We start from the raw sequence: 24748 nt of genomic DNA, 5'->3' as shown, positions 1-24748 counted from the left end.
CCGCATTCCTGCCCGTCACCTGGTGTCGCCGACCGGCACCACCAGCCCGCCCGGCCTGTTCTTCTCAGCCCGTCCGGCGTTTGAGTACGAGCCCGCCCAGGCCGAAGCGGGGGTGTGGGGGCGGCAGGCCCCCACCGAGGCCCACACCGACGCGCGCCACCCATACAACGCCGGCACCTACCCCCGAGGAACCCCGGTGGACCCCCGCACCATCAACTCCCCCCGCACCGTCGCGATCCCCCCGGCCGGCGCCTCCTCCCGCCCCATCGCCACCCGACCCGCCCGCGCGCCCGCCTCCGCCAGCGGCAGCCGGACCGTCGTCAGCGCGGGCACCGCGTCGATGCTGAACGGCAGATCGTCGAAGCCCGCCACGGACACGTCGTCCGGGATCCGCAGCCCCGAGTCCCGCAGCGCCGCGCACGCGCCCAGCGCGACGGAGTCGTTCGCGGCGACGACAGCCGTCAGGGACGGATCCCTGCGCAGGAGTTCCAGCGTCGCCTCGTACCCGGACTGCCGGTCGTAGCGGCCGTGGACGGTCCAGCGGGGGTCCTCCTCGACGCCGTGCGCGGCGAGCGCGGCGCGGTGGCCCTCCAGCCGGTGCCGGGTGGTGGTCCGCTCCTGGGGGCCGGCGATGTAGCCGAGCCGGCGGTGGCCGAGCCCGAGCAGGTGCTCGGTCAGCTCCCGGCCGCCCCCGCGGTTGTCGAACGTCAGCGCCATGGCCCCGGTCTCCGGCGCCGGCGGCCGCCCGCACAGCACCACCCGCGTCCCGGCCTCCGTCAGCTTCCGCAGCTTCGCCGCCACCGCCGCCTGGTGCGTCGCGTCCTCCATCGCCCCGCCGGTCAGCACGACGGCCGCCGCGCGCTGGCGTTGCAGCAGGGTGAGGTAGGTCAGCTCGCGCTCCGGGGAGCCGCCGGTGTTGCAGACCACCGCGAGCCGCTCGCCGCCCGCTCTGCCGCCCGGGCCGCCGATCTCGGACTGGATGGCGCCGGCCATGATGCCGAAGAAGGGGTCGGCGATGTCGTTGACCAGGATGCCGACCAGATCGGACGTGGCCGCGGCCAGGGCGCTCGCGGGGCCGTTGAGCACGTAGTCCAGCTCGTCGACCGCCTTCAGCACCCGGTCCCGGGTGGTGGCGGCCACCGGGTAGTTCCCGTTCAGCACGCGCGACACCGTCGCGGGGGAGACCTGGGCGCGGGCCGCCACGTCCGCAAGTGTCACCGTCATGTCCTCGTCCTCCGCATCGCGCGTGAGCCGAACGCCGTCGCGGTGACCCTACGGCCACCACGCGTCGTCGTTCGCCCCCTCGAACAACTCACCCGAATCGCGGTCTTGTCCAGACCACCGTTCACAGGCTAGCTTCGTTCTGTATAGAAAGCGCTTGCTGCATGACGTACGGCTCGTACGAAGGGAATGACGTGACACGCAAGACGGTGCGTATCGCCATGAACGGCGTGACCGGGCGCATGGGCTACCGCCAGCACCTCGTCCGCTCCATCCTGGCCCTCCGCGAACAGGGCGGCCTCGACCTCGGCGACGGCACCGTGCTGTGGCCGGAGCCGGTCCTGGTCGGCCGCCGCGAACACGCGCTGAAGGCGCTCGCCGAACGGCACGGACTCGACCACGTCTCCACGGACCTGGACGCGGTCCTGGCCGACGACAGCGTCGACATCTACTTCGACGCCCAGGTCACCTCGGCCCGCGAGGAGGCGATCAAGAAGGCGATCGCCGCGGGCAAGCACATCTACACCGAGAAGCCCACCGCCACCGGCCTGGACGGAGCCCTCGACCTCGCCCGCCTCGCCCACGCGAAGGGCGTCCGGCACGGCGTCGTCCAGGACAAGCTCTTCCTCCCCGGCCTGCTCAAGCTCAAGCGCCTCATCGACGGCGGCTTCTTCGGCCGGATCCTGTCCGTGCGCGGCGAGTTCGGCTACTGGGTCTTCGAGGGCGACTGGCAGGAGGCCCAGCGCCCCTCGTGGAACTACCGCACCGAGGACGGCGGCGGCATCGTCGTCGACATGTTCCCGCACTGGGAGTACGTCCTGCACGAGCTGTTCGGCCGGGTGAAGTCCGTGCAGGCCCTCACCGCCACCCACGTCCCGCAGCGCTGGGACGAGAACGGCAAGCCCTACGACGCCACCGCCGACGACGCCGCCTACGGCGTCTTCGAGCTGGACGGGGGCGCGATCGCGCAGATCAACTCCTCCTGGGCGGTGCGGGTCAACCGCGACGAGCTGGTCGAGTTCCAGGTCGACGGCACCGAGGGCTCGGCGGTGGCCGGCCTGCGCAACTGCCGCGTCCAGCACCGCTCCGCCACCCCCAAGCCGGTCTGGAACCCGGACATCCCCGCCACCGAGGCCTTCCGCGACCAGTGGCAGGAGGTCCCGGACAACGGCGACTTCGACAACGGCTTCAAGGCCCAGTGGGAGCTGTTCCTCAAGCACGTCTACGCCGACGCCCCCTACCACTGGGACCTGCTGGCCGGCGCCCGCGGCGTCCAGCTCGCCGAACTGGGCCTGAGGTCCTCGGCGGAGGGCCGCCGCCTCGACGTACCGGAGATCTCGCTGTGACCCTCCACCTGCCGGGCGCGGACGGCACCCTGCGCGCCCACGAGCCGCGCACCGAGCCGCTCGCCGTCACCCGGGAAGCCCCGGGAAGCGCTTTCACCTCCCGGACGGTCTTCTCGGCGGCGCACGTGGTCGCCGACCCGTTCGCCGACACCACCCCCGACTCACCCGCCGCCGTCGACTGGGACGCCACCCTCGCCTTCCGCCGCCACCTGTGGTCCCACGGACTCGGCGTCGCCGAGGCGATGGACACCGCCCAGCGCGGCATGGGCCTGGACTGGGCCACGGCGGCCGAGCTGATCCGCCGCTCCGCCGCCGAGGCGCGGGCGACCGGCGGCCGCATCGCGTGCGGCGTCGGCACCGACCAGCTCACGGCCGGCACTCTCGCCGAGGTCCGGGCGGCCTACGAGGAACAGCTCGCCGTCGTCGAGGAGTCGGGCGCCCAGGCCATCCTCATGGCCTCCCGCGCCCTCGCCGCGACCGCGAAGGGCCCGGACGACTACCTGGAGGTCTACGGCCACCTCCTCCGCCAGTCCGCCGAACCGGTCGTCCTGCACTGGCTGGGCCCGATGTTCGACCCGGCGCTGGAGGGCTACTGGGGCTCGTCCGACCTCGACACGGCGACGGACACCTTCCTGGAGGTCATCGCCGCCCACCCCGACAAGGTCGACGGCATCAAGGTCTCCCTCCTGGACGCCCGGCGCGAGATCGACCTGCGCCGCCGCCTCCCGCGGGGCGTGCGCTGCTACACCGGGGACGACTTCAACTACCCGGAGCTGATCGCGGGCGACGAACAGGGCTTCAGCCACGCCCTGCTCGGCATCTTCGACCCCCTGGGCCCGCTGGCCGCCGAGGCGGTCCGCCACCTCGACACCGGCGACACGGAGGGCTTCCGCGCCCTCCTCGACCCCACCGTCGAACTCTCCCGCCACCTCTTCCGGGCCCCCACCCGCTACTACAAGACGGGCGTGGTGTTCCTGGCCTGGCTGGCCGGCCACCAGAGCCACTTCACGATGGTCGGCGGCCTCCAGTCGGCCCGCTCCCTGCCGCACCTCGCCCGCGCCTACGAACTCGCCGACGGTCTCGGCCTGTTCCCGGACCCGAAACTCGCCGAGGAGCGCATGCGGACCCTGCTCGACCTGTACGGAGTCACCCGGTGAGCGACACCCGTCCCGCCCCCGACCTGACCCGCTTCAGCATCAACCAGATGACGGTCAAGCAGCTGACGCTGCCCGAACTGACCACCGCCTGCCGCGACCTGGGCATCGGCAACGTCGGCCTGTGGCGCGAACCGGTCCAGGCGTACGGCGTCGAGGCGGCGGCCAAGCTGGTCCGCGACGCGGGCCTGACCGTCACCACCCTGTGCCGCGGCGGATTCCTCACGGCCGTCGACCCGGAGGCGCGCGCCGCCGCCCTGGCCGACAACCGCCGCGCCGTCGACGAGGCCGCAGCCCTCGGCACCGACACCCTCGTCCTGGTCTCCGGCGGCCTCCCGGCCGGCCACAGGGACCTGCGCGCCGCCCGCGAACGCATCGCGGACGCGCTCACCGAACTCGCCCCCTACGCCGAGCAGCACGGCGTACGCCTCGCCATCGAGCCGCTGCACCCGATGTACGCCTCGGACCGCTGCGTGGTCTCCACCCTCGCCCAGGCCCTGGACCTGGCCGAACGCTTCCCCGCCCACCAGGTCGGCGTCACCGTCGACACGTACCACATCTGGTGGGACGACCGGGCGCCCGAGCAGATCGCCCGGGCCGGGGCGGGCGGCCGCATCCACACCTTCCAGCTCGCCGACTGGACCACCCCCCTGCCCGAGGGCGTCCTCAACGGCCGCGGCCAGATCGGCGACGGCGCGATCGACATGCGGGAGTGGAAGGGCTACGTGGAGGCGGCCGGATACACCGGCGCCATCGAGGTCGAACTGTTCAACGAGGCGCTGTGGGCGCGCGACGGACGCGAGGTACTCGCCGAGACGGCGGAGCGGTTCGCCGCGCACGCGGGGGACGCCGGGCCGGAAAAATAATCACGGTGACGCGTGCAACCCTTTCGGCGTCCCGCGGGTCGTACGTGGCATCAGAACCCCTGCGGGGGACCCGGGGGGGATCCGTGGGGTTCTGAAGGGGAGGGGAAACCCGAGAGGGCCCGGTCGCGACCGGGCCCTCTCAAAGTTGTGGACGGGCGCCCGTCAGAAGAAGACCCCGCACCGCAGCAGCACGTTCGCGTACGGCCGGGCCTCGCCGGTGCGGACGATCAGACGCGCACCCGCCGACAGCTCCTTGAGCCGCTCGTGCGGGACCAGGGTCAGGCCGGGGAAGTGGCCGTCGAGCAGTGCCGCGGCGCCGGCGTTGGCCTCCCGCACCTCCGTCGCCGCCACCGCGCCCTCCACGACCAGCTCGGCGAGCAGACCGTCCAGCACCTCAGCGAAGGACGGCACCCCGGCGCGGAAGGCCAGGTCGACGACGCGCGGGCCGTTCGGGATGGGCATGCCCGCGTCGCACACCAGGACCCCGTCGCCGTGCCCGAGTTCGGCGAGCGCGCCCGCGAGGTGGCGGTTGAGTATCCCTGCCCTCTTCACAGCGCCTCGGCCTCCGCCGCGGTGGGGTACGACTCCTGCGCCCCCGCCTTCGTGACCGCCGCCGCGCCCACCCGGGCCGCGTACGCCGCCGCCTCGGCGAGGGAGTCGCCGGTGCCGAGCCGCCAGGCCAGCGCCGCGGTGAACGCGTCGCCCGCGCCCGTCGTGTCCACGGCGTCCACCTTCACCGACGGCACCCGCGAGACGCCCTCGCCCGACGCCACCAGCGCGCCCTCGGCGCCCAGGGTCACGACCACCGAACGCGGGCCCTTGGCCAGCAGGATGCGGGCCCAGTCCTCGGGGCGCTCGCTGACCAGGGCGTCGCCGAGGATCACCTTCGCCTCGTGCTCGTTGACGATCAGCGGGTCGCAGGCCGCGAGGACCTCCGGCGGCAGCGGGCGCGGCGGCGACGGGTTGAGCACGAAGCGGCTGTCCGGCGCCAGACTCCGGACCACCTCCACGACCGTCTCCAGCGGGATCTCCAACTGCGTGGAGACGACCCGGGAGGCGTGGAAGAGGCTGGCGGCCGCGCGGACGTCGCCCGGCGCCAGCCGGCCGTTGGCGCCCGGCGAGACCACGATGCTGTTGTCCCCCGACGGGTCGACGGTGATCAGCGCGACGCCGGTCGGGGCGCCGCCCACCAGCACGCCGACCGTGTCGACACCGGCCGCGCGCTGCGAGTCGAGGAGCAGCCGCCCGTGGCCGTCGTCGCCGACCCGGGCCAGCAGGGCCGTACGGGCGCCGAGCCGGGCGGCGGCCACCGCCTGGTTCCCGCCCTTGCCTCCCGGGTGGACGCTCAGGTCGGAGCCGAGCACCGTCTCCCCGGCGCCCGGCCGCCGTTCCACGCCGATCACGAGGTCGGCGTTGGCCGACCCCACGACCAGGAGGTCGTAGTCGTACATCAGTCGTTCTCCGATCCAAGTGAACCGAGTGATCCGAGTGAACCCAGTGAGGTGGGCGGACGGTCGCCGTGACCGTCCGCCCGTGCACTCCCGTGCGCCCCTGTCAGCCCTCGAAGCCGGCCACGTTCTCCTTGGTGACCACCTTCACGGGCACCTTCACCGTCTGCTCCACCTTCTTGTCCTCGGCCGCCCGCAGCGCGTTCTGTACGGCGATCCTGCCCAGTTCCTTCGGCTGCTGCGCGACGGACGCGAACAACGTGCCCTCCTGGACCGCCTTCAGCCCGTCCGGCGTGCCGTCGAAGCCGACGACCTGGACCGACCTGCCCGCCTTGGAACCCAGCGCCTTGATCGCGCCGAGCGCCATCTCGTCGTTCTCCGCGAAGACACCGTCGATGTCCGGGTGCGCCTGGAGCAGGTTGGTCATCACGTCCAGGCCCTTGGTGCGGTCGAAGTCCGCGGGCTGCTTGGCGACCACCTTGATCCCCGGGTACTCCTTGAGGCCGGCCGCGAAGCCCGCCCCGCGCTCGCGGCTGGCGGAGGTGCCGGCCTGGCCCTGGAGGATGGCGATGGTGCCCTTGCCGCCGAGCTTCTCGGCGAGGGCCTTGGCGCCCAGCTCACCGCCCTCGACGTTGTCGGAGGCGACCAGCGCGGCGGTCTCGGCGTCGTTGACGCCGCGGTCCACGGCGATGACGGGGATGTCGTCCTTGTTCGCCGAGCGCACCGAGGGGCCCGCGGCGTCCGAGTCCACCGGGTTGACGATGATCGAGGACAGGCCCTCGCTGGTGAAGTTCTGCAACTGGTTCGCCTGCTGGGAGGCGTCGTTCTGCGCGTCGGTGACGGTCAGGTCCACGCCCAGCTTCTTCGCCTGTTCCTCCGCTCCGTCCCGGATCTGGACGAAGAACGGGTTGTTGAGCGTCGACAGCGACAGGCCGACCTTCTGCGTCTTGCCGCCCGAGGACCCGTTGTGCAGCAGCGAGGTCGCGCCGACCACCGCGACGGCGACGACCGCCGCGATGACGTACGTCAGCGCCTGCTTGCCCCGGTTCCCGCCGCCGGAGGTCCCGGCCGCCGGGGTGGTCGCGCCGGCCTTGCGCCGAAGGGTGTCCAGGAGCACCGCCAGCGCGATGACGACACCGATGACGACCTGCTGCCAGAACGCGGAGACGGACAGCAGGTTGAGGCCGTTGCGCAGCACCGCGAGGATCAGCGCGCCGATCAGCGTGCCCGACGCCTTGCCGGTACCGCCCGCGAGCGAGGCACCGCCGATGACGACGGCGGCGATGGCGTCCAGTTCGTAGCCCTGCGCGGCCTGCGGCTGCGCGGAGGAGAGCCGGGAGGCCAGCACGATGCCCGCGGCGGCGGCGAACAGGCCGGAGAAGGCGTAGATGGCGAGCTTCTGCCGCTTGACCCGCAGCCCGGACAGCCGCGCGGCCTCCTCGTTGCCGCCGATGGCGTACATGGAGCGGCCGATGTAGGTCCGCCCGAGGACGAACGCGGTGATCAGCCCCATCACGATCATCACCAGCACCGGCACCGGCAGCCACCCGCCGAGCGTGTCCCCGAGGTGCGAGACCGACTCCGGGAAGGCGATGGGCGAGCCCTGCGAGATGACCAGCGACAGACCGCGCCCGACCGACAGCATGGCGAGCGTCGCGATGAACGGCGGCAGCTTCCCGTACGAGATCAGGAAACCGTTCACCAGACCGCAGGCGATGCCCGTCGCGACGGACAGCAGTACCGCGAGGGCGACCGGTATCCCGGCCTCGGTGGCGCTCCAGGCCAGCACGGTGGCCGACAGCGCGGCGACCGAGCCGACCGACAGGTCGATGCCCGCCGAGACGATGACGAAGGTGACACCGAAGGCGAGGATCGCCGTCACGGCGGCCTGGACGCCGACGTTGAGCAGGTTGTCGGCGGTCAGGAAGTCCCCGGAGAGCGCCGACATGGCGACGACGAGGACGATCAGCGCGGTCAGCGCGCCGTTCTCCAGCAGCAGGCGGCGCACACCGCCCGAGGCGCCCTGCGCGCCCGGCTTGCTCTTGAGCGTGTCAGTGGCCACCGGTGGCCTCCGTTCCGTTGCTGTGGGGGGAGTCGCTGTCGGGAGAGTCGCCGTGGGCGGACTCGCTGCCGGCGGAATCGCTGTGGGGCGTACTGACGGCGAGCGCCATCACGGCGTCCTGCGTGGCCTGTCCGGCGGGCAGTTCCCCGGCCACGCGCCCCTGCGCCATGACCACCACGCGATCGCTCATGCCGAGTACCTCGGGCAGATCGCTGGAGATCATGAGCACGGCGGCACCGGCGGCCGTCAGTTCGTTGACGAGCTGGTAGATCTCGACCTTGGCGCCGACGTCGATGCCGCGCGTCGGCTCGTCGAGGATGAGCACCTTGGTGTCCGCCAGCAGCCACTTGCCGATGACGACCTTCTGCTGGTTGCCGCCGGAGAGGGTGCGCACGTGCTGGCCGAGACCGGCCATCCGCACACCGAGCTGCCCGGCGATCCGCTCCGCCGACGCGTGCCGGCCCTTGAGGTCGACGAGCCCCGCGCGGGAGGTGGTCCGCAGGGTGACGAGCCCGAGGTTCTCCTCGACCGACGCGTCCAGGACGAGACCCTGGCCCTTGCGGTCCTCGGGTACCAGCCCGATCCCGGCGGCCATGGCGGCGTTCACGTCGTGCCGCCGCAGCGGCGCGCCCGCGACGTGCACGGTCCCGGCGTCGTAGGGGTCGGCGCCGAACACCGCGCGCACCACCTCGGTCCGCCCGGCGCCGACGAGGCCCGCGATGCCGACGACCTCACCGGCCCGCACCTCGAAGCCGACGTCGTGGAAGACACCGTCCCGGGTGAGCCCCTCCACCTTGAGCAGGGCCTCACCGGTGTCGGTGCGTTCACGCGGGTACTGCTGCTCGATCGACCGCCCGACCATGAGCCGTACCAGCTCGTCCTCGGGGGTGGAGGCGGGCACCTGGCCGACGCTGCGCCCGTCCCGTATGACGGTGACGCGGTCGCCGAGGGCGGCGATCTCCTCCAGGTGGTGCGTGATGAACACGATCCCGACGCCGTCCTCGCGCAGCCGCCGCACGATGGCGAACAGCTTCTCGACCTCCTCGGAGGTCAGCACGGCGGTCGGCTCGTCCATGATGAGCACGCGCGCCTTCAGGCTGAGCGCCTTGGCGATCTCGACCATCTGGAGCCGCGCGATGCCGAGTTCCCGCACGCGCGTGCGGGGCGACACGCTCAGGCCGACCCGCTTCAGCAGCACCTCGGCGTCGGCGTCCATCTTCTTCCGGTCGATCATTCCCAGGCGGCGCGGCTGCCGCCCCAGGAAGATGTTCTCGGCGACCGTCAGATCGGGGACGAGGTTGAACTCCTGGTAGATGGTGGCGATCCCGAGGCGCTCGGAGTCCTGCGCACCGTGGATGCGCACCTCCTCGCCACCGGCCAGGATCCGTCCGGCGTCGGGGGTGTAGGCGCCGGAGAGCATCTTGATGAGGGTGCTCTTGCCCGCGCCGTTCTCACCGAGCAGCACGTGCACCTCGCCCCGGCGCAGGTCGAAGTCGACGCTGTCGAGCGCGACCACGCCGGGGAAGGTCTTGCGGATGCCCTCGATGCGCAGCAACTCGTCCGGACTGCGGCTGCTCACGGCGTACTCCTTCGTACGGGGGACGGGTGTTCCTGTGAATTCGCCTCACCGCAGGAGCGGCGGACGACGAGCCGCGCGGGGAGGGTGACGGACTCGCCGGTCCGCCCCTCGATCCGGTCGACTAGCGCGCGGACGGCGGCCCGCCCGAGATCGCCCGTGGGCTGGGCGATGGCGGTGACCGGCGGATCGGTGTGCACGAACCACGGGATGTCGTCGAACGCGGCCAGCGCGATGTCCTCGGGGACCCGAAGACCCCGCGCCCGTACGGCGTCCAGCGCGCCGAGCGCCATCAGGTTGTCGGCGGCGAAGACGACCTCGGGCGGCTCGGGCAGGTCGAGGAAGCCCTCGGTGACCCGGCGGCCGCTGTCGGCCTGGAAGTCGCCCTGCCCGATGTAGGCGCCGGGGAGGGGCAGCTCGTACGCGCCGAGCGCCTCGCGGAAGGCGTCGACGCGCTCGCGTCCGGTGGTGGTGGCGGCGGGCCCGGCGATGATCGCGAGCCGGCGGTGCCCGAGCCCGTACAGGTGGGCGACGAGGTCCCGTACGGCGGCCCGCCCGTCCGACCTGACGACGGGGACGTCCACGCCGGGGATCCACCGGTCGACGAAGACCATGGGCGTCCCGGCCCGCGCGGCGGCCAGCATGTGCGGGGAGCCGCCGTCGGTGGGGGAGACGAGGAGCCCGTCGATCCGGCGGTCCAGCAGCGTCGTCACGTGATGGTCCTGGAGATCGGGCCGCTCGTCGGCGTTGCCGATGATGACGCTGTAGCCGAGGGCGCGGGCCTCCTCCTCGACGGAGCGGGCCAGTTCCGTGAAGTACGGGTTCATGACGTCGCTGATGACCAGGCCGAGGGTGCGGGTCTGGTCGGTGCGCAGGGACCGGGCGACGGCGTTCGGGCGGTAGCCCAGCGTCTCGACCGCGGCCAGTACGCGGCGGCGCGCGGCGGCGCTGACCGACGGGTGGCCGTTGAGCGCGCGCGAGACCGTCGCGACGGAGACGCCCGCCTCGGCGGCGACGTCCTTGATGCTCGCCATCGCCGTTTCCACCTCCTCGTGGAATCGATTACACGGAGGATTGGAAACGATTACAGGAGCTTGGGGCAAGGGGTGGTGCCGCGCCGAGACCCAATCGTGACCGGGTCTCGGCGCGGCTGCCGGGAGCCTCGGCGGCCTCCTCAGCGCTTGAGCGTGAAGGTGAAGTCGCCGCTGAGTCTGGCGCCCAGCCGGACGGCCGAGACGGCCTTCCCCTCCGCGGCCAGCCTTTCGACCTCGGCCCGGGAGAGACCGCACCCTTCGGCGATCAGCCGCACCGGCCGGACGGGGATCGGGGCGGCGAAGCGGACCGAGACGTCGATCACCTCGCGGTCCAGGTGGTCCGGCCCGCCGGTGTCGAGGCGCCAGGCGCCGGCCCAGTCGAGGGCGACGCGATTACGGCGCCGGACGCCCGGATCCTGGAGCAACTCCGCCGCCAGCGCGGGGTCGTTGCCGTGCAGCCGGTCCAGCAGCCCGGGCCGCACGGAGCGCACGCGCGTGCGCTCGAAGACCGTGAGCTTCGCGGTGTCCCCGCAGATGGTGCAGAGCACGAGGAGCCAGGCGTCGATGAGCTTGTGGTGGGCGTTGGCGCGGAACTTGCCGTTCGCCCGGAAGCGCCCGCCCCCGCACGCGTGGCAGCGGCGGAGGGCGAGCGGCAGGCAGGTGGGCATGACAACCCAGTCGTTGAGCACAGGAGTACACCGGTTTCAGTGTGAGAAGTCCGCAGCGGAAAGCAGCACGGCGCACAGGTGCGACGCGCGACAGATCAGCACTCGGGGTGTCTCACGCGGTGTACAACGGCCCGCCCTTCACCGGACGACTCGGTCCGGCAGGAGGGTAGTTGTGCACGGCGGCGCCGCTCCACCGGTTTTCGCCGGGGGAGCGGCGCCGCCGTCCGGGTCCGTCAGTCGAAGGCCGCGTCGAACATGCCGGCCTCGTAGGAGCCGCCCGCCTGGTGGGTGATCACGGCGAGCCGGTTGGCCGCGTTGATCATGGCGACGAGGCAGACCAGCGTGGCGATCTGGTCGTCGTCGTAGTGCTTGCGCACCTGGGCCCAGGTCTCGTCGGACACGCCCTGGTGGGCGTCGGCGAGCCGGGTGCCCTCCTCGGCGAGGGCCAGCGCCGCCCGCTCGGCCTCGGTGAACACGGTGGACTCGCGCCAGGCCGCGACCAGGTGGAGCCGGACCGCGCTCTCCCCGGCGGCCGTGGCCTCCTTGGTGTGCATGTCGATGCAGTGCCCGCAGCCGTTGATCTGGCTGGCCCGCAGCGCGACCAGCTCCTGCGTCGACTTCGGCAGCGACGCCTGCTGGAGCAGCGGCGCAAAGCCCGCGAACCGCTTGGCGAACCGGCCGCCGATCTCGTTCTCGAACAGGTTGAATCGGGTTTCCATGACCCCGTCCTCACTCTCGGTGCCGCGTTGACGCACACAAGACGCCGCCGCCCCGGACCCTGTGACGGGGCGCGGGTGTGACGTGGAACACCGGCCGGGGATGTCACAGACCGGCGGTGGCCGGCGTCCTGTGCGCGTGACACCGTCGAAGGCGAACGAGCGGGAGCAACTGGTCATGAGCGAGTACGGCAGCCACGAACAGGACGCGACGACCGGGGCGGGCGCCGGGGACGGACGCACGGACCCCGCCACCGAGGCCTTCGTCGCCCACCGCAACCTCCTCTTCACCGTCGCCTACGAGATGCTCGGCTCGGCCGCCGACGCCGAGGACGTCCTGCAGGAGACCTGGTTGCGCTGGGCGGGAGTCGATCTCGGCTCGGTGCGCGACCGGCGCGCATACCTGGTCCGGATCACCACGCGCCAGGCACTGACCCGGCTGCGCACGCTCGGCCGCCGCAAGGAGTCCTACGTCGGCGAGTGGCTGCCCGAGCCCTTGCTCACCACGCCCGACGTGGCCGAGGACGTCGAGCTGGCCGACAGCGTCTCGATGGCGATGATGCTGGTCATGGAGACGCTCACGCCGACCGAGCGGGCGGTGTTCGTGCTGCGCGAGGTGTTCGCCCTGGAGTACGACGAGATCGCCGAGGCCGTCGACAAGACCCCGGCCGCGGTCCGTCAGACCGCGCACCGGGCCCGCGCGCACGTGGCGGCCCGCCGGCCGCGCGGCGCCGTCCCCCGGGCGAAGGCCCGGGACGCGCTCGCCGCGTTCCAGCGGGCGGTCGAGACGGGGGACCTCCAGGGCCTGCTCGACATCCTCGCTCCGGACGTCGTCCTGCTGGGCGACGGCGGCGGCATCAAGCAGGCGGTTCTGCGACCCGTCCTGGGCGCCGACAAGGTGGCCCGTCTGATGCTCGGCGGCCTGGTCAAGCTGCCCGTCGCGATGTCGATGCAGCCGGCCCAGGTCAACGGCCACCCGGCCCTGGTCATCCGCCTCGACGGCGAACTGGACACGGTGATGGCGGTGCGCTTCGACGACGGCCGCATCTCCGGCCTGTACGCGGTGCGCAACCCCGAGAAGCTGACGCGCATGGAACGGGAAACCGCCCTGCACCGCTGACCGGGCGCCGGCCCCTACTGGGGCTGGGGCAGCGTGTCCCCGGTCTCCAGCACGGCGCCTCACGCACCGCAAAGTCCACCTTCACGCCCCCGCCACGACCACGGCACCCGGGACGTCCCCGGCCGGTCAGGACAGCACGGGGCTCGTGCCGCCTGCGCTCGATCCTGAGGCCGGTGAGGTCGTCGCCGGTCAGCAGGGCGAAACTCACGGCAACGCGAGCTTCTCCTACGACGCGGGCTCCCGGGGCAAGGCGCTCATCGTCGCGGTCATCTGCCGGGGCACCGGTACCGTCAAGGTCTCGGTGCCGGTGCTGGGAACGGGCTTCCCGCTCGAGTGCAGCACGGCGGAGCCCGCCGTGACCTACAACCAACTCGTCATGAACGCCGCCCACAAGGCCGGCACGGTGGCGGTCACGGCCCCGTCGACCGTGACCTGGGCCCTCACGGTCGGCCGCGGCGATGCCGCTGAACAGGAACCCTTCACCACGGGGTGACGTCCGCCATCCGCACGGCACACCGACGGCTGGTCCGCTCGATGGGACCGGCCGTCGGTGTGCGTACCTGACGCCCGCAGTCAGCCGCGGCCGGCGCCCTCCTCGATGGGGCGTCTCTCGGACGGGCACAGCACGGGCCCCGTTTCCGGCATCCCCTCGACTGGTGCCGGTGCTGACTCCTTGGCCCGCTCCCGTTCGTGAGTGGGAAGGCCGCGTGCGGCTACGCGCCGCGCGGGGCTTCACGCAGGTCCGTTCAGGCACATCTCCGGTGAGCCGGCCACGCCGGTCAAGCTCGGCGGTACGTGTGCAGCGGCGTCCTTGTCGGCGACAGCCGCGAAACGGTTGGCGACGCCGGCCGCGATGAACGCCCAGACCGTCCTCGAAGAGGAGCAGGTGTCGCAGGTCACGGCGGTCCAGGCGGCAGTGAAACGGGTGTCCGGTCAGCGGTCCATCCACGCCGGCAGCCATACGTCGTCCGGGGTGCGCTGCCTTGAAGAGCGCAGATGGTCGCGCAGTGCGGTCAGCACGGGGTGCCGGTCTCCGGTCCGGGACAGCAGCATGTGCGCGTACACCGGGGTCGGTTCGCGCAACGGGATGCGGCGCAGGTCGTGGGTCTGGGGCCACAGGTACCGGTCCCCGCTGCCGACGAGGGTGGCCAGCGAGGCCAACATCGGCCGGATCGCGGGCGGCCTCACCGGGTGGCCGCCCGCCCGCGCTTCCTGCCACACGGCTTGAGGTGGCCCATCGCAGGGCTGAAGCCGGCAGCGCCCGGCTACGACCGCTCCCGGGAACCTGTGGACGACCTCACTCCCCGGTGGCCCGCGCGAAGGTCATGAACGCCGCGCCGCTGTCGAGCACGGTGTGGCCGGTGAGGTGCCAGCCGCGCGGATCGAACGTGGCCTTGTCGGAGAAGAGCGGGATTCCGGCGCCGATGGTCAGCGGTGCCATCTTGAGGATGAGCCGGTCGATCTCGCCGTACAGGGCGCCGGCCAGTTCCGCGCCGCCGATCAGCCAGATGTCCTTGCCGTCCTCCCGCTTCAGCTGCCGCACCTTGTCCACGGGGTCGCCGGCGACCAGTTCGACGGCCGGGTCCGGGCTCTCGGTGAGGGTCCGGGAGAAGACCAGGTGACGCAGGTGGGGGTAGGCGTCGGTGATGCCCGCCTTGAGGCCGATCTCGTAGCTGCGCCGTCCTTCCAGGACGGTGTCGAAGTGCGTGCCGGGCGCGGTGACGGACAGCGCCGCCCGGGCCTGGACGGGCAAGGTCTCCGGGTACTCCGTCACCAGGTGCCGGATGTAGTCCTCGGGGATCGGCCAGAAGCCGTCCGAGCCCGTGGGGTCGGCGCCGTCCGGGCCCGCGATGAAACCGTCCAGCGTGGTGGCGATGTAGTACACGAGCTTTCGCACGCGGTGCTCCTTCGTTCGGGTCTGCGCGATCGGATCGGAATCAGGAGGGGTCCGGTGCGGCCCATTCGACGAGCTGGACGACGACCCCGTTGGGGTCGGTGACCTGGAACAGGCGCTCTCCCCACGGCTCTTCGCGCAGCGGCATCGTGATGTCGACGCCCTCGGAGCGCAGTCGCTTCTCCTCCGCTTCGAGGCCGGTGACCGTGAAGGCGAGGATCAGTCCGTCGGCGTGCCGGTCACGCTGGTCGGGCGGCAGGACGTCGATGCCCCGCCGGAGCAGGACGATGTCGACGGCGGCATCGTCACGGGTGAGGGAGACGAATCCCTCGGCCGCGGCCTGCTCCTGGTAGCCGAGGTGCTCGGTGAAGAAGCGGCGGGAGGCCGCGACGTCTTCGACCGTGAGCGAAACGGTGGAGGCGGTGATCCTCAAGCGGGGTTCCTTCCCTGGAGGGCTGATCTTACGTCGGTAGTAAGATTACTTCCATACGCTCAATGCTGTAAACCTATTTTTGCTACGGAGGTAAGATTCGCCTCATGGAGACGAGGACGAGCCACCCGGCGAGTGCCACCGCAGCCGACGCCACCGCCCCACCGGGCCTGCGCGAGGCGAAGAAGCAGGAGACGCGACAGCTGATCTCCGACCACGCGACCCGGCTCTTCATCGAGCAGGGCTTCGAGGACACCACCATCGCCGAGATCGCGGCGGCGGCCCGCGTCGCGAAGAAGACGGTGACCAACTACTTCGCGCGCAAGGAGGACTTGGCCCTCGACCACCAGGACGAGTTCAGCGCCACGCTGGCGCGCACCGTGGCCTCCCGCCGCCCCGGGGAGTCCGCCCTCGCGGCGCTTCGCCGTGCCTTCGACGCCTCTGTCGCGGGGCGGGACCCGGTCGCCGGATTCGCGGGCCCCGAGTTCTCCCGCATGGTCGACGACAGCCCCACGTTGTCGGCGTGCCTGCGCACCCTGCACGACCGGCGCGAGCAGGCGCTGGCCGAGGCCCTCGCCGAGGCCGTCGGCGCACGTCCGGACGACATGACCGTCCGCACCGTCGCCGCGCTGCTCGGCGCCGTGCACCGCGTCCTGTTCCAGCGCATCCAGGACCTCACCCTGGCCGGGCACACACACGACGAGATCGCCAAGACCGTCGCGAAGGAAGCGGCACGCGCCTTCGGCCTTCTCGAACCGGCCATCCACGACTACGCGATCGCCTGAGGCCGGGAGCGCCGACCACTCGGCCTGTCAGTGGCTCCCGGTAGCCTCCTTCCAGGACTCGGAACGGGGACGCGAAGGGGCAGGTGGGGCGGTGTCCGGCGCGGGAAGTGGTGCGGACCGGGGGAGCCGGCCGGGCCTCGCCGAAGTCACCGGCGTCCTGGAACGCATCACGTACGCCAACGAGGAGAACGGCTACACGGTCGCCCGTGTCGACACCGGCCGCGGCGCCGGTGACCTGCTCACCGTCGTCGGTGCGCTGCTCGGTGCGCAGGCCGGGGAGTCCCTGCGGATGGAGGGACGCTGGGGGTCGCATCCCCAGTACGGCAAGCAGTTCCACGTGGAGAACTACACGACCCTCCTGCCGGCCACGATCCAGGGCATCCGGCGCTACCTCGGTTCGGGCCTGGTCAAGGGCATCGGGCCGGTCTTCGCCGACCGGATCACACAGCACTTCGGGCTGGACACGCTCACCATCATCGAGGAGGAGCCCAAGCGGCTCATCGAGGTCCCCGGCCTCGGACCCAAGCGGACCAAGAAGATCGCCGACGCCTGGGAGGAGCAGAAGGCGATCAAGGAGGTCATGGTCTTCCTCCAGACCGTCGAGGTGTCGACGTCGATCGCGGTCCGCATCTACAAGAAGTACGGCGACGCCTCCATCTCCGTCGTGAAGAACCAGCCGTACCGCCTGGCCGCCGACGTGTGGGGCATCGGCTTCCTGACCGCCGACAAGATCGCCCAGTCCGTCGGCATCCCGCACGACAGCCCGGACCGGGTGAAGGCGGGGCTGCAGTACGCGCTCTCGCAGGCGACCGACCAGGGGCACTGCTATCTCCCCGAGGAGAGGCTCATCGCCGACGCGGTGAAGCTGCTCCAGGTGGACACCGGCCTCGTCATCGAGTGCCTCGCCGAACTGGCGGCCGAGCCGGCGGAGGACGGCGACGACCCCGGCGTGGTGCGGGAGCGGATCCCCGACCCGGAGGGCGGCGACCCCGTCACCGCCGTCTACCTCGTCCCGTTCCACCGCGCCGAGCTGTCCCTCTCCGCGCAGCTGCTGCGCCTCCTGCGCACCGACGAGGACCGGATGCCCGGCTTCCGGGACGTGGCCTGGGACAAGGCGCTCGGCTGGCTCGGCACCCGCACCGGCGCCGACCTCGCGCCCGAGCAGGAGGCGGCCGTGAAGCTGGCGCTCACCGAGAAGGTCGCCGTCCTCACCGGCGGACCCGGCTGCGGCAAGTCCTTCACCGTCCGCTCGATCGTCGAGCTGGCCCGCGCCAAGAAGGCGAAGGTGGTGCTCGCCGCCCCGACCGGCCGGGCCGCCAAGCGCCTCGCCGAGCTGACCGGCGCCGAGGCGTCGACCGTGCACCGCCTGCTGGAGCTGAAGCCGGGCGGCGACGCCGCCTACGACCGGGACCGGCCGCTCGACGCCGACCTCGTCGTGGTCGACGAGGCCTCCATGCTCGACCTGCTCCTCGCCAACAAGCTGGTGAAGGCCGTGCCGCCGGGCGCGCACCTGCTCTTCGTCGGTGACGTCGACCAGCTGCCCAGCGTCGGCGCGGGGGAGGTGCTGCGGGACCTGCTCGCCGACGGCGGCCCCGTCCCGGCCGTCCGGCTCACCCGCGTGTTCCGGCAGGCGCAGCAGTCGGGCGTGGTCACCAACGCCCACCGCATCAACGGTGGGCAGCACCCCGTCACCGACGGCATGAAGGACTTCTTCCTCTTCGTCGAGGACGACACGGAGGAGGCCGGCCGCCTCACCGTGGACGTCGCCGCCCGCCGCATCCCCGCCAAGTTCGGCCTCGACCCGCGCCGGGACGTGCAGGTCCTCGCTCCCATGCACCGCGGACCGGCCGGCGCGGGCACGCTGAACGGACTGCTCCAGCAGGCCGTCACCCCGGGCCGCCCCGACGTGCCGGAGAAGCGGTTCGGCGGCCGTGTCTTCCGGGTCGGCGACAAGGTCACCCAGATTCGCAACAATTACGAGAAGGGTGAGAACGGCGTCTTCAACGGCACCGTCGGCGTGGTCACCTCACTCGACCCGGTGGACCAGCGCCTCACCGTACTGACGGACGAGGACGAGGAGGTTCCGTACGAATTCGACGAACTGGACGAACTGGCCCACGCCTACGCGGTGACCATCCATCGTTCCCAGGGGAGCGAGTACCCGGCGGTCGTCATCCCCGTGACCACCGGCGCCTGGATGATGCTCCAGCGGAACCTGCTGTACACGGCGGTCACCCGGGCCAAGAAGCTGGTCGTCCTCGTCGGTTCCCGCAAGGCGATCGGACAGGCGGTGCGCACGGTCTCGGCCGGACGGCGCTGTACGGCGCTCGACTTCCGGCTGGCGGGCCCTCGCCCTTGAAACCTTCCGGCAAACCTCCTGGCCCGTGTGAAAAAAATGATCGATCAAACGAGTCGCAAAGGTCACAGAGCACTTCCGGAAGGAGGAAAGAGGGGGCAGGATGAGCAAGTTGGCGGCACTGAGTGCCGCCGATAGGCCCGATGGTCGACCCCGAGTGCACTCTCCTGAGCCAAGTGGGGGATGGTAGAGACAGTCAGGGCACCTCGAAGATGAGGCACTACGTCGGTGAGGGAAGACGTGAGCGAGCACACCAACAACTCGGTAGTACTGCGGTACGGCGACGACGAGTACACCTACCCGGTGATCGACAGCACCGTCGGTGACAAGGGCTTCGACATCGGGAAGCTCCGCGCCCAGACCGGTCTGGTGACGCTGGACAGCGGCTACGGCAACACCGCCGCCTATAAATCCGCCGTTACCTATCTGGACGGCGAGGCCGGCATCCTCCGGTACCGCGGCTACCCGATCGAGCAGCTGGCCGAGCGCTCCTCCTTCGTGGAGGTCGCCTACCTGCTGATCAACGGCGAGCTGCCCACCGTCGACGAGCTGACCTCGTTCAAGAACGAGATCACGCAGCACACCCTGCTGCACGAGGACGTCAAGAACTTCTACAAGGGCTTCCCGCGCGACGCCCACCCGATGGCCATGCTGTCGTCGGTGGTCTCGGCCCTGTCGACCTTCTACCAGGACAGCCATAACCCGTTCGACGAGCGCCAGCGCAACCTTTCCACCATCCGGCTGCTCGCCAAGCTTCCGACGATCGCGGCCTACGCGTACAAGAAGTCGATCGGCCACCCGTTCGTCTACCCGCGCAACGACCTCGGCTACGTCGAGAACTTCCTGCGGATGACCTTCTCCGTCCCGGCGCAGGAGTACGAGCTCGACCCGACCGTCGTCTCCGCCCTGGACAAGCTGCTGATCCTGCACGCGGACCACGAGCAGAACTGTTCGACCTCCACGGTCCGCCTGGTCGGCTCCTCGCAGGCGAACATGTTCGCCTCGATCTCCGCCGGCATCAACGCGCTCTGGGGCCCGCTGCACGGCGGCGCCAACCAGTCGGTGCTGGAGATGCTGGAGGGCATCCGCGACGCCGGCGGCGACGTCGACTCCTTCATCCGCAAGGTGAAGAACAAGGAGGACGGCGTCCGCCTGATGGGCTTCGGCCACCGGGTCTACAAGAACTTCGACCCGCGCGCCAAGATCATCAAGGCCGCCGCGCACGACGTGCTCTCCGCCCTCGGCAAGTCCGACGAGCTGCTGGACATCGCCCTGAAGCTGGAGGAGCACGCGCTCTCCGACGACTACTTCGTCTCGCGCAGCCTCTACCCGAACGTCGACTTCTACACCGGTCTGATCTACCGGGCCATGGGCTTCCCGACCGAGATGTTCACGGTCCTGTTCGCCCTCGGCCGCCTTCCGGGCTGGATCGCCCAGTGGCACGAGATGATCAAGGAGCCGGGTTCTCGCATCGGCCGCCCGCGCCAGATCTACACCGGCGTCGTCGAGCGCGACTTCGTCCCGGTCGAGGAGCGCTGAGCCGCAAGGCACCCCCGCACGCGCACCAGGAGAGTCCCGCACCGCCCAGAGCGGTACGGGACTCTCTCGTGTCCGGAGTGTGCGCGCACCGGGACGTCCCTGTCCCGGAACAGCAGAAGGCGCCCTGGCGCCGGTCCCCCCACGGGCCGACGATCCAGGGCGCCTTCCCATGTCCCGGTGCGGATTCCCCCCACGGGATCCGGCCGGGCGTCTGTGAGGACAGCGCCTGAATTCGCTGTGTCGTGCTCGTACGTGTCATGCGTTCGTACGTGTCGTGCGGTCTGCCGGGACAGCGCACGCCCGGGAGGGCCGCTCAAAGCTTCCCGGTGTACGTGTCCCGGCAACGCAGCTCTGGGAAAGTCCCCCAAGACATCCCCAGATGCCAGGTGGCGCCCCCCAAGACGCTCCCTGACATCGCCAACTTAGACCTTCGAACCCCTTCGATGGTTACGTTCGCATCACTGTGATCTGCGTCTCTTGCATATGCCGCATATGTCCCTTACAGGCGCAAGGGCCCCGATACGTCGACCGGGACTCCAGCGTAAGGAAGATGCGCGAGCCTTGTGAAGAGCTTATGTGAGGTACGTGCCGGACTCCAGAGGGGCCACCGCATCGAGACCTCAGTGAAACGCCCGCAGCCGCAGGCTGTTGGTGACCACGAACACCGAGGAGAAGGCCATCGCCGCCCCCGCGATCATCGGGTTCAGCAGCCCGGCGGCGGCCAGCGGCAGCGCGGCCACGTTGTAGCCGAAGGCCCACACGAGGTTTCCCCTGATCGTCGTGAGGGTCCGCCGGGACAGCCGGATCGCGTCCGCCGCCACCCGCAGGTCGCCGCGGACCAGCGTCAGGTCGCCCGCCTCGATCGCCGCGTCCGTCCCCGTGCCCATCGCCAGCCCCAGATCGGCGGTGGCCAGCGCGGCCGCGTCGTTGACGCCGTCCCCGACCATGGCGACCGTACGGCCCTCGGCCCGCAGCCGCTCCACCACGGCGACCTTCTCCTCGGGCAGCACCTCGGCGATCACCTCGTCGATGCCGACGGCGGCGGCGACGGACTCGGCGACGCGCCGGTTGTCGCCGGTCAGCAGCACGGGCGTGAGGCCCAGCCGCCGCAGCTCGGCCACCGCCTCGGCGCTGGTCTCCTTGACCGCGTCCGCCACGGCGAGGACCCCGCGCGCCGCGCCGTCCCAGCCGACCACGACGGCCGTACGGCCCCTGCTCTCGGCCTCGTCCCTGGCGCGGGCCACCTCGGGCGGCAGCTCGTCGTGGAGGCGCCCCACGGTCACCTCACGGCCCTCCACGCGACCGCGCACGCCGCGCCCGGGGACGTTCACGAAGTCCCCGACGTCCGGCAGCGGGCCGACCCGCTCCTCGGCGCCGGCCGCCACGGCGCGGGCGACCGGATGCTCGGAGGCGTGCTCGACGGCGCCCGCGAGCCGCAGCACCTCCTCCTCGCCGGTGCCCTCGGCGGCGTACACCTCGTGCAGGGACATCCGGCCGGTGGTGACGGTGCCGGTCTTGTCCAGGACGACCGTGTCGACCCGCCGGGTGGACTCCAGGACCTCGGGCCCCTTGATGAGGATGCCGAGCTGGGCGCCCCGGCCGGTGCCCACCATCAGAGCGGTCGGCGTGGCCAGACCCAGCGCGCACGGGCAGGCGATGATCAGTACGGCGACGGCCGCGGTGAACGCGGCGACGGTGTCCCCGGTCGCCCCCAGCCACCCGCCGAAGGTGGCGGCCGCGATCAGCAGCACGACGGGCACGAAGACCCCGGACACCCGGTCGGCCAGCCGCTGCACCTCGGCCTTGCCGCTCTGCGCGTCCTCCACGAGCCGCGCCATCCGGGCCAGCTGGGTGTCCGCGCCGACCCGGGTCGCCTCGACCACCAGCCGGCCCCCGGCGTTGACCGTGGCGCCCGTGACGGCGTCGCCGACGCCCACGTCGGCCGGGACGGACTCGCCGGTCAGCAGTGAGGCGTCCACCGCCGAGGCGCCCTCGGTCACCGTCCCGTCGGTGGCGATCTTCTCGCCCGGCCGGACGACGAACCGGTCGCCCACCGCCAGCCGGGCCACCGGTATCCGCACCTCGCGGCCCTCGCGCAGGACGGCGACGTCCTTCGCGCCCAGCTCCATCAGCGCCCGCAGCGCGGCCCCGGCCCGGCGCTTGGAGCGGGCCTCCAGCCAGCGCCCGAGCAGGAGGAAGACGGTGACCCCGGCGGCGGCCTCCAGGTAGATCGCGGAGGCGCCGTCGGTGCGGGAGACGGTGAGGTCGAAGCCGTGCCGCATGCCCGGCATGCCCGCGTCCCCGAAGAACAGCGCCCACAGCGACCACCCGAACGCCGCGAGCGTGCCGAGCGAGACCAGCGTGTCCATGGTGGCCGCACCGTGCCGGACGTTGGTCCAGGCGGCGCGGTGGAAGGGCAGCCCGCCCCAGACGACGACCGGCGCGGCCAGGGTGAGCGAGAGCCACTGCCAGTTGTCGAACTGGAGCACCGGGACCATCGCGAGCAGCACCACGGGGGCGGCGAGCAGGGCGGAGACGATCAGGCGTCCGCGCAGTGCGGCCGACTCGGGATCGGCGGCGGGCCCGGACGCCGCCGCGCCCTCGGGACTCTCGGGCTCCGGCGGCGGCGCGGGCTCCTCGGCGGTGTACCCGGTGCGTACGACGGTGGTGATCAGGTCGGCGACGCTGGTGGTCGCCGGGTGGGTGATCCGGGCCTTCTCGGTCGCGTAGTTCACCGTGGCGGTGACGCCGTCCATGCGGTTGAGCTTCTTCTCGACCCGGGCCGCGCAGGCGGCGCAGGTCATCCCGCCGATGAGCAGCTCGACCTCGGCGAGGTCGGGTTCGGCGGCCTGGGCGGTCGTGGCGGTGTCCGCGGTGGTGCTGGTCATGGTCCGGGCTCCAGACGGGCCGGCCGGACCGTGCGCGGCCCGGCCGGAGGGACGGTGGCTGCTGCGGGGCGCCGGGGCGCCGGTGCTAGGCCCGGCCGACGAGCTCGAAGCCGGCCTCGTCCACGGCGGCGCGTACGGCGTCGTCGTCCAGCGGTGCCCCAGAGGCGACGGTGACCTCGCCCGTGGACGCGACGGCCTGTACCGAGGTGACGCCCGCGATCTCGGAGATCTCGCCGGAGACGGCTCCCTCGCAGTGTCCGCAACTCATTCCGCTCACCTTGTAGACGGTGGTGACGGAGCCCTGGGTGTCGGTCTGGGCGGTCATGTCGTTACTCCTCGTCGGGGTGTGCACGGCGGTACCCGTGGTCCGCGTGGACCACTTACCCCCACTGTACCCCTAGGGGGTATAGAAGCGGACCTCGCCCGGGCTCACCCGGCCTCACCCGTCACCCGCGACGCCTCCGTGCGCGGCCCACTCGTGGTCGAGGACCGCCATCAGGACGTCGTCCACCCACACGCCGTCGCGCAGGGCCGCCTCCCGGCGTATCCCCTCCACCACGAAACCGGCCTTCTCGTACACCCGGCGGGCCCGCTGGTTGTGGGCGTAGACCTCCAGCTGGACGCGGTGCAGGCCGACCCGCTCGAAGGCGTGGCCGACGATGAGCCGGGTCGCCTCGCTGCCCAGACCCCGGCCGCGGCCCTGGGCCCCGATGAGGGTGCGGAAGGTGCAGCTGCGGGCGGCCGGGTCCCAGTCGTACAGGACGACCTCGCCGACGAGTTCGCCGGTCGCGCGGTCGGTGACGGCGAGGTCCAGGCGGTCGGGGTCGGCGGTGCGCACGCCGTACCATGAGCGCAGCCGTTCCCGGGTGATCTCGGTGCCGGGCTCGAACGTGAAGCGGACGACCTCGGGGTCGTTGACGATCTCCCACATCACGTCCGCGTCCCGCGCGGTGAACGGCCGCAGGACGGTCCGCTCGCCGGTGAGGACGGGTTTCGCTGAGAAGTCCATGAGCGGCACTGTGCCCCACGCGGCGGTGGGGCACAGAACGGTTTTCTCCCGCGCGGCCCGGCCCCGCTACCGGTTCCGGTTGCGCGGCCGGGACGCCACCCAGGCCCGGATCGTGTCCGCGTACCAGTAGGGCTTGCCGCCCTCCACGTGGTCGGGCGGCGGCAGCAGTCCGTGCTTGCGGTAGGACCGCACGGTGTCGGGCTGCACCCGGATGTGGGCCGCGATGTCCTTGTAGGACCAGAGCCTTCGGTCGGTCACTAGTCGCACCTCCCCGCGCGCGCCGCGGCGGTGGCCGGGGACGGCCACCGGGGGGAGCCGGGCACTGCGCTGGCGATCACCAAGCGTGTGCCGGGTGAACGACTGGGAGTGATGGCCGGAGAGGGTCCGTGCGCGCTTGTGACGGAAGGTCCGTGGGGGCGCGACAGTTGTGACACGACGGTGGTACTTGTGACACGGTCGTGGCCGGCTCAGTAATATCCGCCGCTTTTCGGCTTGTTGGGAAACAGCGGGCGGGGGCCCCTTTCCAACTGCGTTCGAGCGGCGAGGGGGCCTGAAGACTAGTGCCCGAGGGTGGCATCGAAGGCGGTACCCATAACTCTGCTGGGATCCCTTGCGTTTCACGGGGTGCGGGTGAGT

The 24748-nt window shown here is 71.7% G+C and carries 23 protein-coding genes; 8 read left to right on the top strand and 15 right to left on the bottom strand.

Translation table 11 applies throughout. The annotated features are described in order from the left end of the window. Nucleotides 1-177: 177 nt before the first annotated feature. A complete protein-coding gene (locus tag OIE75_RS13195; RefSeq protein ID WP_329470975.1) occupies nt 178-1224 on the bottom strand; it encodes a LacI family DNA-binding transcriptional regulator in 1047 nt (348 codons plus the stop codon). Nucleotides 1225-1415: 191 nt separating this feature from the next. Here OIE75_RS13195 and OIE75_RS13190 point away from each other — a divergent pair, with 191 nt between their 5' ends. From OIE75_RS13190 to OIE75_RS13180, 3 genes are read left to right on the top strand one after another with little or no spacing between them, the layout of a single operon-like run. Beyond that, the gene (locus tag OIE75_RS13190) at nt 1416-2567 is read left to right on the top strand and encodes a Gfo/Idh/MocA family protein (RefSeq protein WP_307012252.1); all 1152 of its coding nucleotides are present in this window, start codon (nt 1416-1418) and stop codon (nt 2565-2567) included. Next, on the top strand, nt 2564-3724 hold the full coding sequence (locus OIE75_RS13185) for a dihydrodipicolinate synthase family protein (RefSeq protein ID WP_307012250.1): 1161 nt from the start codon (nt 2564-2566) through the stop codon (nt 3722-3724). The genes OIE75_RS13190 and OIE75_RS13185 overlap by 4 nt, the downstream gene beginning before the upstream one ends. A 47-nt stretch (nt 3725-3771) precedes the next feature. Further along, the gene (locus OIE75_RS13180; RefSeq protein ID WP_307017914.1) at nt 3772-4587 is read left to right on the top strand and encodes a sugar phosphate isomerase/epimerase family protein; all 816 of its coding nucleotides are present in this window, start codon (nt 3772-3774) and stop codon (nt 4585-4587) included. A gap of 162 nt (nt 4588-4749) precedes the next feature. On the opposite strand, the gene rbsD is transcribed toward OIE75_RS13180, so the two are convergent. The 7 genes from rbsD to OIE75_RS13145 form a co-directional block, all read right to left on the bottom strand. Then, entirely contained in the window at nt 4750-5139 is a 390-nt protein-coding gene (gene rbsD / locus OIE75_RS13175) for a D-ribose pyranase (RefSeq protein ID WP_307012248.1), read from the bottom strand. Beyond that, nucleotides 5136-6038: a ribokinase gene (locus OIE75_RS13170; RefSeq protein ID WP_329470971.1), complete on the bottom strand. Its 903-nt coding sequence runs from the start codon at nt 6036-6038 to the stop codon at nt 5136-5138. Before OIE75_RS13170 ends, rbsD begins: the two co-directional genes overlap by 4 nt. Nucleotides 6039-6141: 103 nt before the next feature. Then, entirely contained in the window at nt 6142-8097 is a 1956-nt protein-coding gene (locus OIE75_RS13165; protein ID WP_307012244.1) for an ABC transporter permease/substrate-binding protein, read from the bottom strand. Next, nucleotides 8087-9676: a sugar ABC transporter ATP-binding protein gene (locus OIE75_RS13160; protein WP_329470970.1), complete on the bottom strand. Its 1590-nt coding sequence runs from the start codon at nt 9674-9676 to the stop codon at nt 8087-8089. Before OIE75_RS13160 ends, OIE75_RS13165 begins: the two co-directional genes overlap by 11 nt. Next, a complete protein-coding gene (locus OIE75_RS13155) occupies nt 9673-10707 on the bottom strand; it encodes a LacI family DNA-binding transcriptional regulator (protein ID WP_329470968.1) in 1035 nt (344 codons plus the stop codon). Before OIE75_RS13155 ends, OIE75_RS13160 begins: the two co-directional genes overlap by 4 nt. A 140-nt stretch (nt 10708-10847) precedes the next feature. Beyond that, nucleotides 10848-11375 (bottom strand): DUF1062 domain-containing protein, encoded by a 528-nt coding sequence (locus tag OIE75_RS13150; RefSeq protein ID WP_329470966.1) that lies wholly within the window; start codon nt 11373-11375, stop codon nt 10848-10850. Nucleotides 11376-11608: 233 nt separating this feature from the next. Further along, the gene (locus tag OIE75_RS13145) at nt 11609-12094 is read right to left on the bottom strand and encodes a carboxymuconolactone decarboxylase family protein (protein WP_307012235.1); all 486 of its coding nucleotides are present in this window, start codon (nt 12092-12094) and stop codon (nt 11609-11611) included. 130 nt (nt 12095-12224) lie between these two features. Here OIE75_RS13145 and OIE75_RS13140 point away from each other — a divergent pair, with 130 nt between their 5' ends. Beyond that, nucleotides 12225-13211: an RNA polymerase sigma-70 factor gene (locus OIE75_RS13140; RefSeq protein ID WP_329470963.1), complete on the top strand. Its 987-nt coding sequence runs from the start codon at nt 12225-12227 to the stop codon at nt 13209-13211. A 145-nt stretch (nt 13212-13356) separates the two neighbouring features. Beyond that, nucleotides 13357-13704 (top strand): hypothetical protein, encoded by a 348-nt coding sequence (locus tag OIE75_RS13135; protein ID WP_329470962.1) that lies wholly within the window; start codon nt 13357-13359, stop codon nt 13702-13704. 440 nt (nt 13705-14144) lie between these two features. Here OIE75_RS13135 and OIE75_RS13130 read toward each other — a convergent pair whose 3' ends face one another. From OIE75_RS13130 to OIE75_RS13120, 3 genes are all read right to left on the bottom strand, one after another. After that, the gene (locus OIE75_RS13130) at nt 14145-14375 is read right to left on the bottom strand and encodes a hypothetical protein (RefSeq protein WP_443078346.1); all 231 of its coding nucleotides are present in this window, start codon (nt 14373-14375) and stop codon (nt 14145-14147) included. Nucleotides 14376-14508: 133 nt separating this feature from the next. Beyond that, a complete protein-coding gene (locus OIE75_RS13125) occupies nt 14509-15108 on the bottom strand; it encodes a dihydrofolate reductase family protein (RefSeq protein WP_307012228.1) in 600 nt (199 codons plus the stop codon). 40 nt (nt 15109-15148) lie between these two features. After that, nucleotides 15149-15538, bottom strand: coding sequence for a VOC family protein (locus OIE75_RS13120; RefSeq protein WP_307012226.1), 390 nt, complete (start codon nt 15536-15538; stop codon nt 15149-15151). Nucleotides 15539-15642: 104 nt separating this feature from the next. Here OIE75_RS13120 and OIE75_RS13115 point away from each other — a divergent pair, with 104 nt between their 5' ends. The 3 genes from OIE75_RS13115 to OIE75_RS13105 all read left to right on the top strand — a co-directional run bounded on the left by OIE75_RS13115 (nt 15643) and on the right by OIE75_RS13105 (nt 20215). Then, on the top strand, nt 15643-16320 hold the full coding sequence (locus OIE75_RS13115; RefSeq protein ID WP_307012224.1) for a TetR/AcrR family transcriptional regulator: 678 nt from the start codon (nt 15643-15645) through the stop codon (nt 16318-16320). Nucleotides 16321-16411: 91 nt separating this feature from the next. Then, a complete protein-coding gene (recD2, locus tag OIE75_RS13110) occupies nt 16412-18679 on the top strand; it encodes an SF1B family DNA helicase RecD2 (protein ID WP_307012223.1) in 2268 nt (755 codons plus the stop codon). A 237-nt stretch (nt 18680-18916) separates the two neighbouring features. Next, nucleotides 18917-20215: a citrate synthase gene (locus OIE75_RS13105; protein WP_307012222.1), complete on the top strand. Its 1299-nt coding sequence runs from the start codon at nt 18917-18919 to the stop codon at nt 20213-20215. Between the two features lie 620 nt (nt 20216-20835). On the opposite strand, the gene OIE75_RS13100 is transcribed toward OIE75_RS13105, so the two are convergent. The 4 genes from OIE75_RS13100 to OIE75_RS13085 form a co-directional block, all read right to left on the bottom strand. Further along, entirely contained in the window at nt 20836-23103 is a 2268-nt protein-coding gene (locus tag OIE75_RS13100) for a heavy metal translocating P-type ATPase (protein WP_329470959.1), read from the bottom strand. Between the two features lie 85 nt (nt 23104-23188). Then, nucleotides 23189-23428 carry a heavy-metal-associated domain-containing protein gene (locus OIE75_RS13095; protein ID WP_122620018.1) on the bottom strand — a complete coding sequence of 80 codons (240 nt, stop codon included), beginning with the start codon at nt 23426-23428 and terminating at the stop codon, nt 23189-23191. Nucleotides 23429-23542: 114 nt separating this feature from the next. Beyond that, on the bottom strand, nt 23543-24112 hold the full coding sequence (locus tag OIE75_RS13090; RefSeq protein ID WP_329470957.1) for a GNAT family N-acetyltransferase: 570 nt from the start codon (nt 24110-24112) through the stop codon (nt 23543-23545). 66 nt (nt 24113-24178) lie between these two features. After that, a complete protein-coding gene (locus OIE75_RS13085; protein ID WP_161326861.1) occupies nt 24179-24370 on the bottom strand; it encodes a helix-turn-helix transcriptional regulator in 192 nt (63 codons plus the stop codon). Between the last annotated feature and the right edge of the window lie 378 nt (nt 24371-24748).

The organism is Streptomyces sp. NBC_01723 (assembly GCF_036246005.1).
GTDB lineage: Bacteria > Actinomycetota > Actinomycetes > Streptomycetales > Streptomycetaceae > Streptomyces.
Note: the sequence above shows the minus strand (reverse complement) of the source record. Positions and strands in the feature narration are given on the sequence as shown.

Excerpts from the sequence above, each read along its gene's own strand:
- OIE75_RS13195 (WP_329470975.1), bottom strand. The coding sequence starts at position 1,224 with ATGACGGTGACACTTGCGGACGTGGCGGCCCGCGCCCAGGTCTCCCCC.
- OIE75_RS13180 (WP_307017914.1), top strand. The coding sequence starts at position 3,772 with ATGACGGTCAAGCAGCTGACGCTGCCCGAACTGACCACCGCCTGCCGC.
- OIE75_RS13170 (WP_329470971.1), bottom strand. The coding sequence starts at position 6,038 with ATGTACGACTACGACCTCCTGGTCGTGGGGTCGGCCAACGCCGACCTC.
- OIE75_RS13155 (WP_329470968.1), bottom strand. The coding sequence starts at position 10,707 with ATGGCGAGCATCAAGGACGTCGCCGCCGAGGCGGGCGTCTCCGTCGCG.
- OIE75_RS13150 (WP_329470966.1), bottom strand. The coding sequence starts at position 11,375 with ATGCCCACCTGCCTGCCGCTCGCCCTCCGCCGCTGCCACGCGTGCGGG.
- OIE75_RS13145 (WP_307012235.1), bottom strand. The coding sequence starts at position 12,094 with ATGGAAACCCGATTCAACCTGTTCGAGAACGAGATCGGCGGCCGGTTC.
- OIE75_RS13130 (WP_443078346.1), bottom strand. The coding sequence starts at position 14,375 with ATGTTGGCCTCGCTGGCCACCCTCGTCGGCAGCGGGGACCGGTACCTG.
- OIE75_RS13115 (WP_307012224.1), top strand. The coding sequence starts at position 15,643 with ATGGAGACGAGGACGAGCCACCCGGCGAGTGCCACCGCAGCCGACGCC.
- OIE75_RS13100 (WP_329470959.1), bottom strand. The coding sequence starts at position 23,103 with ATGACCAGCACCACCGCGGACACCGCCACGACCGCCCAGGCCGCCGAA.
- OIE75_RS13095 (WP_122620018.1), bottom strand. The coding sequence starts at position 23,428 with ATGACCGCCCAGACCGACACCCAGGGCTCCGTCACCACCGTCTACAAG.
- OIE75_RS13090 (WP_329470957.1), bottom strand. The coding sequence starts at position 24,112 with ATGGACTTCTCAGCGAAACCCGTCCTCACCGGCGAGCGGACCGTCCTG.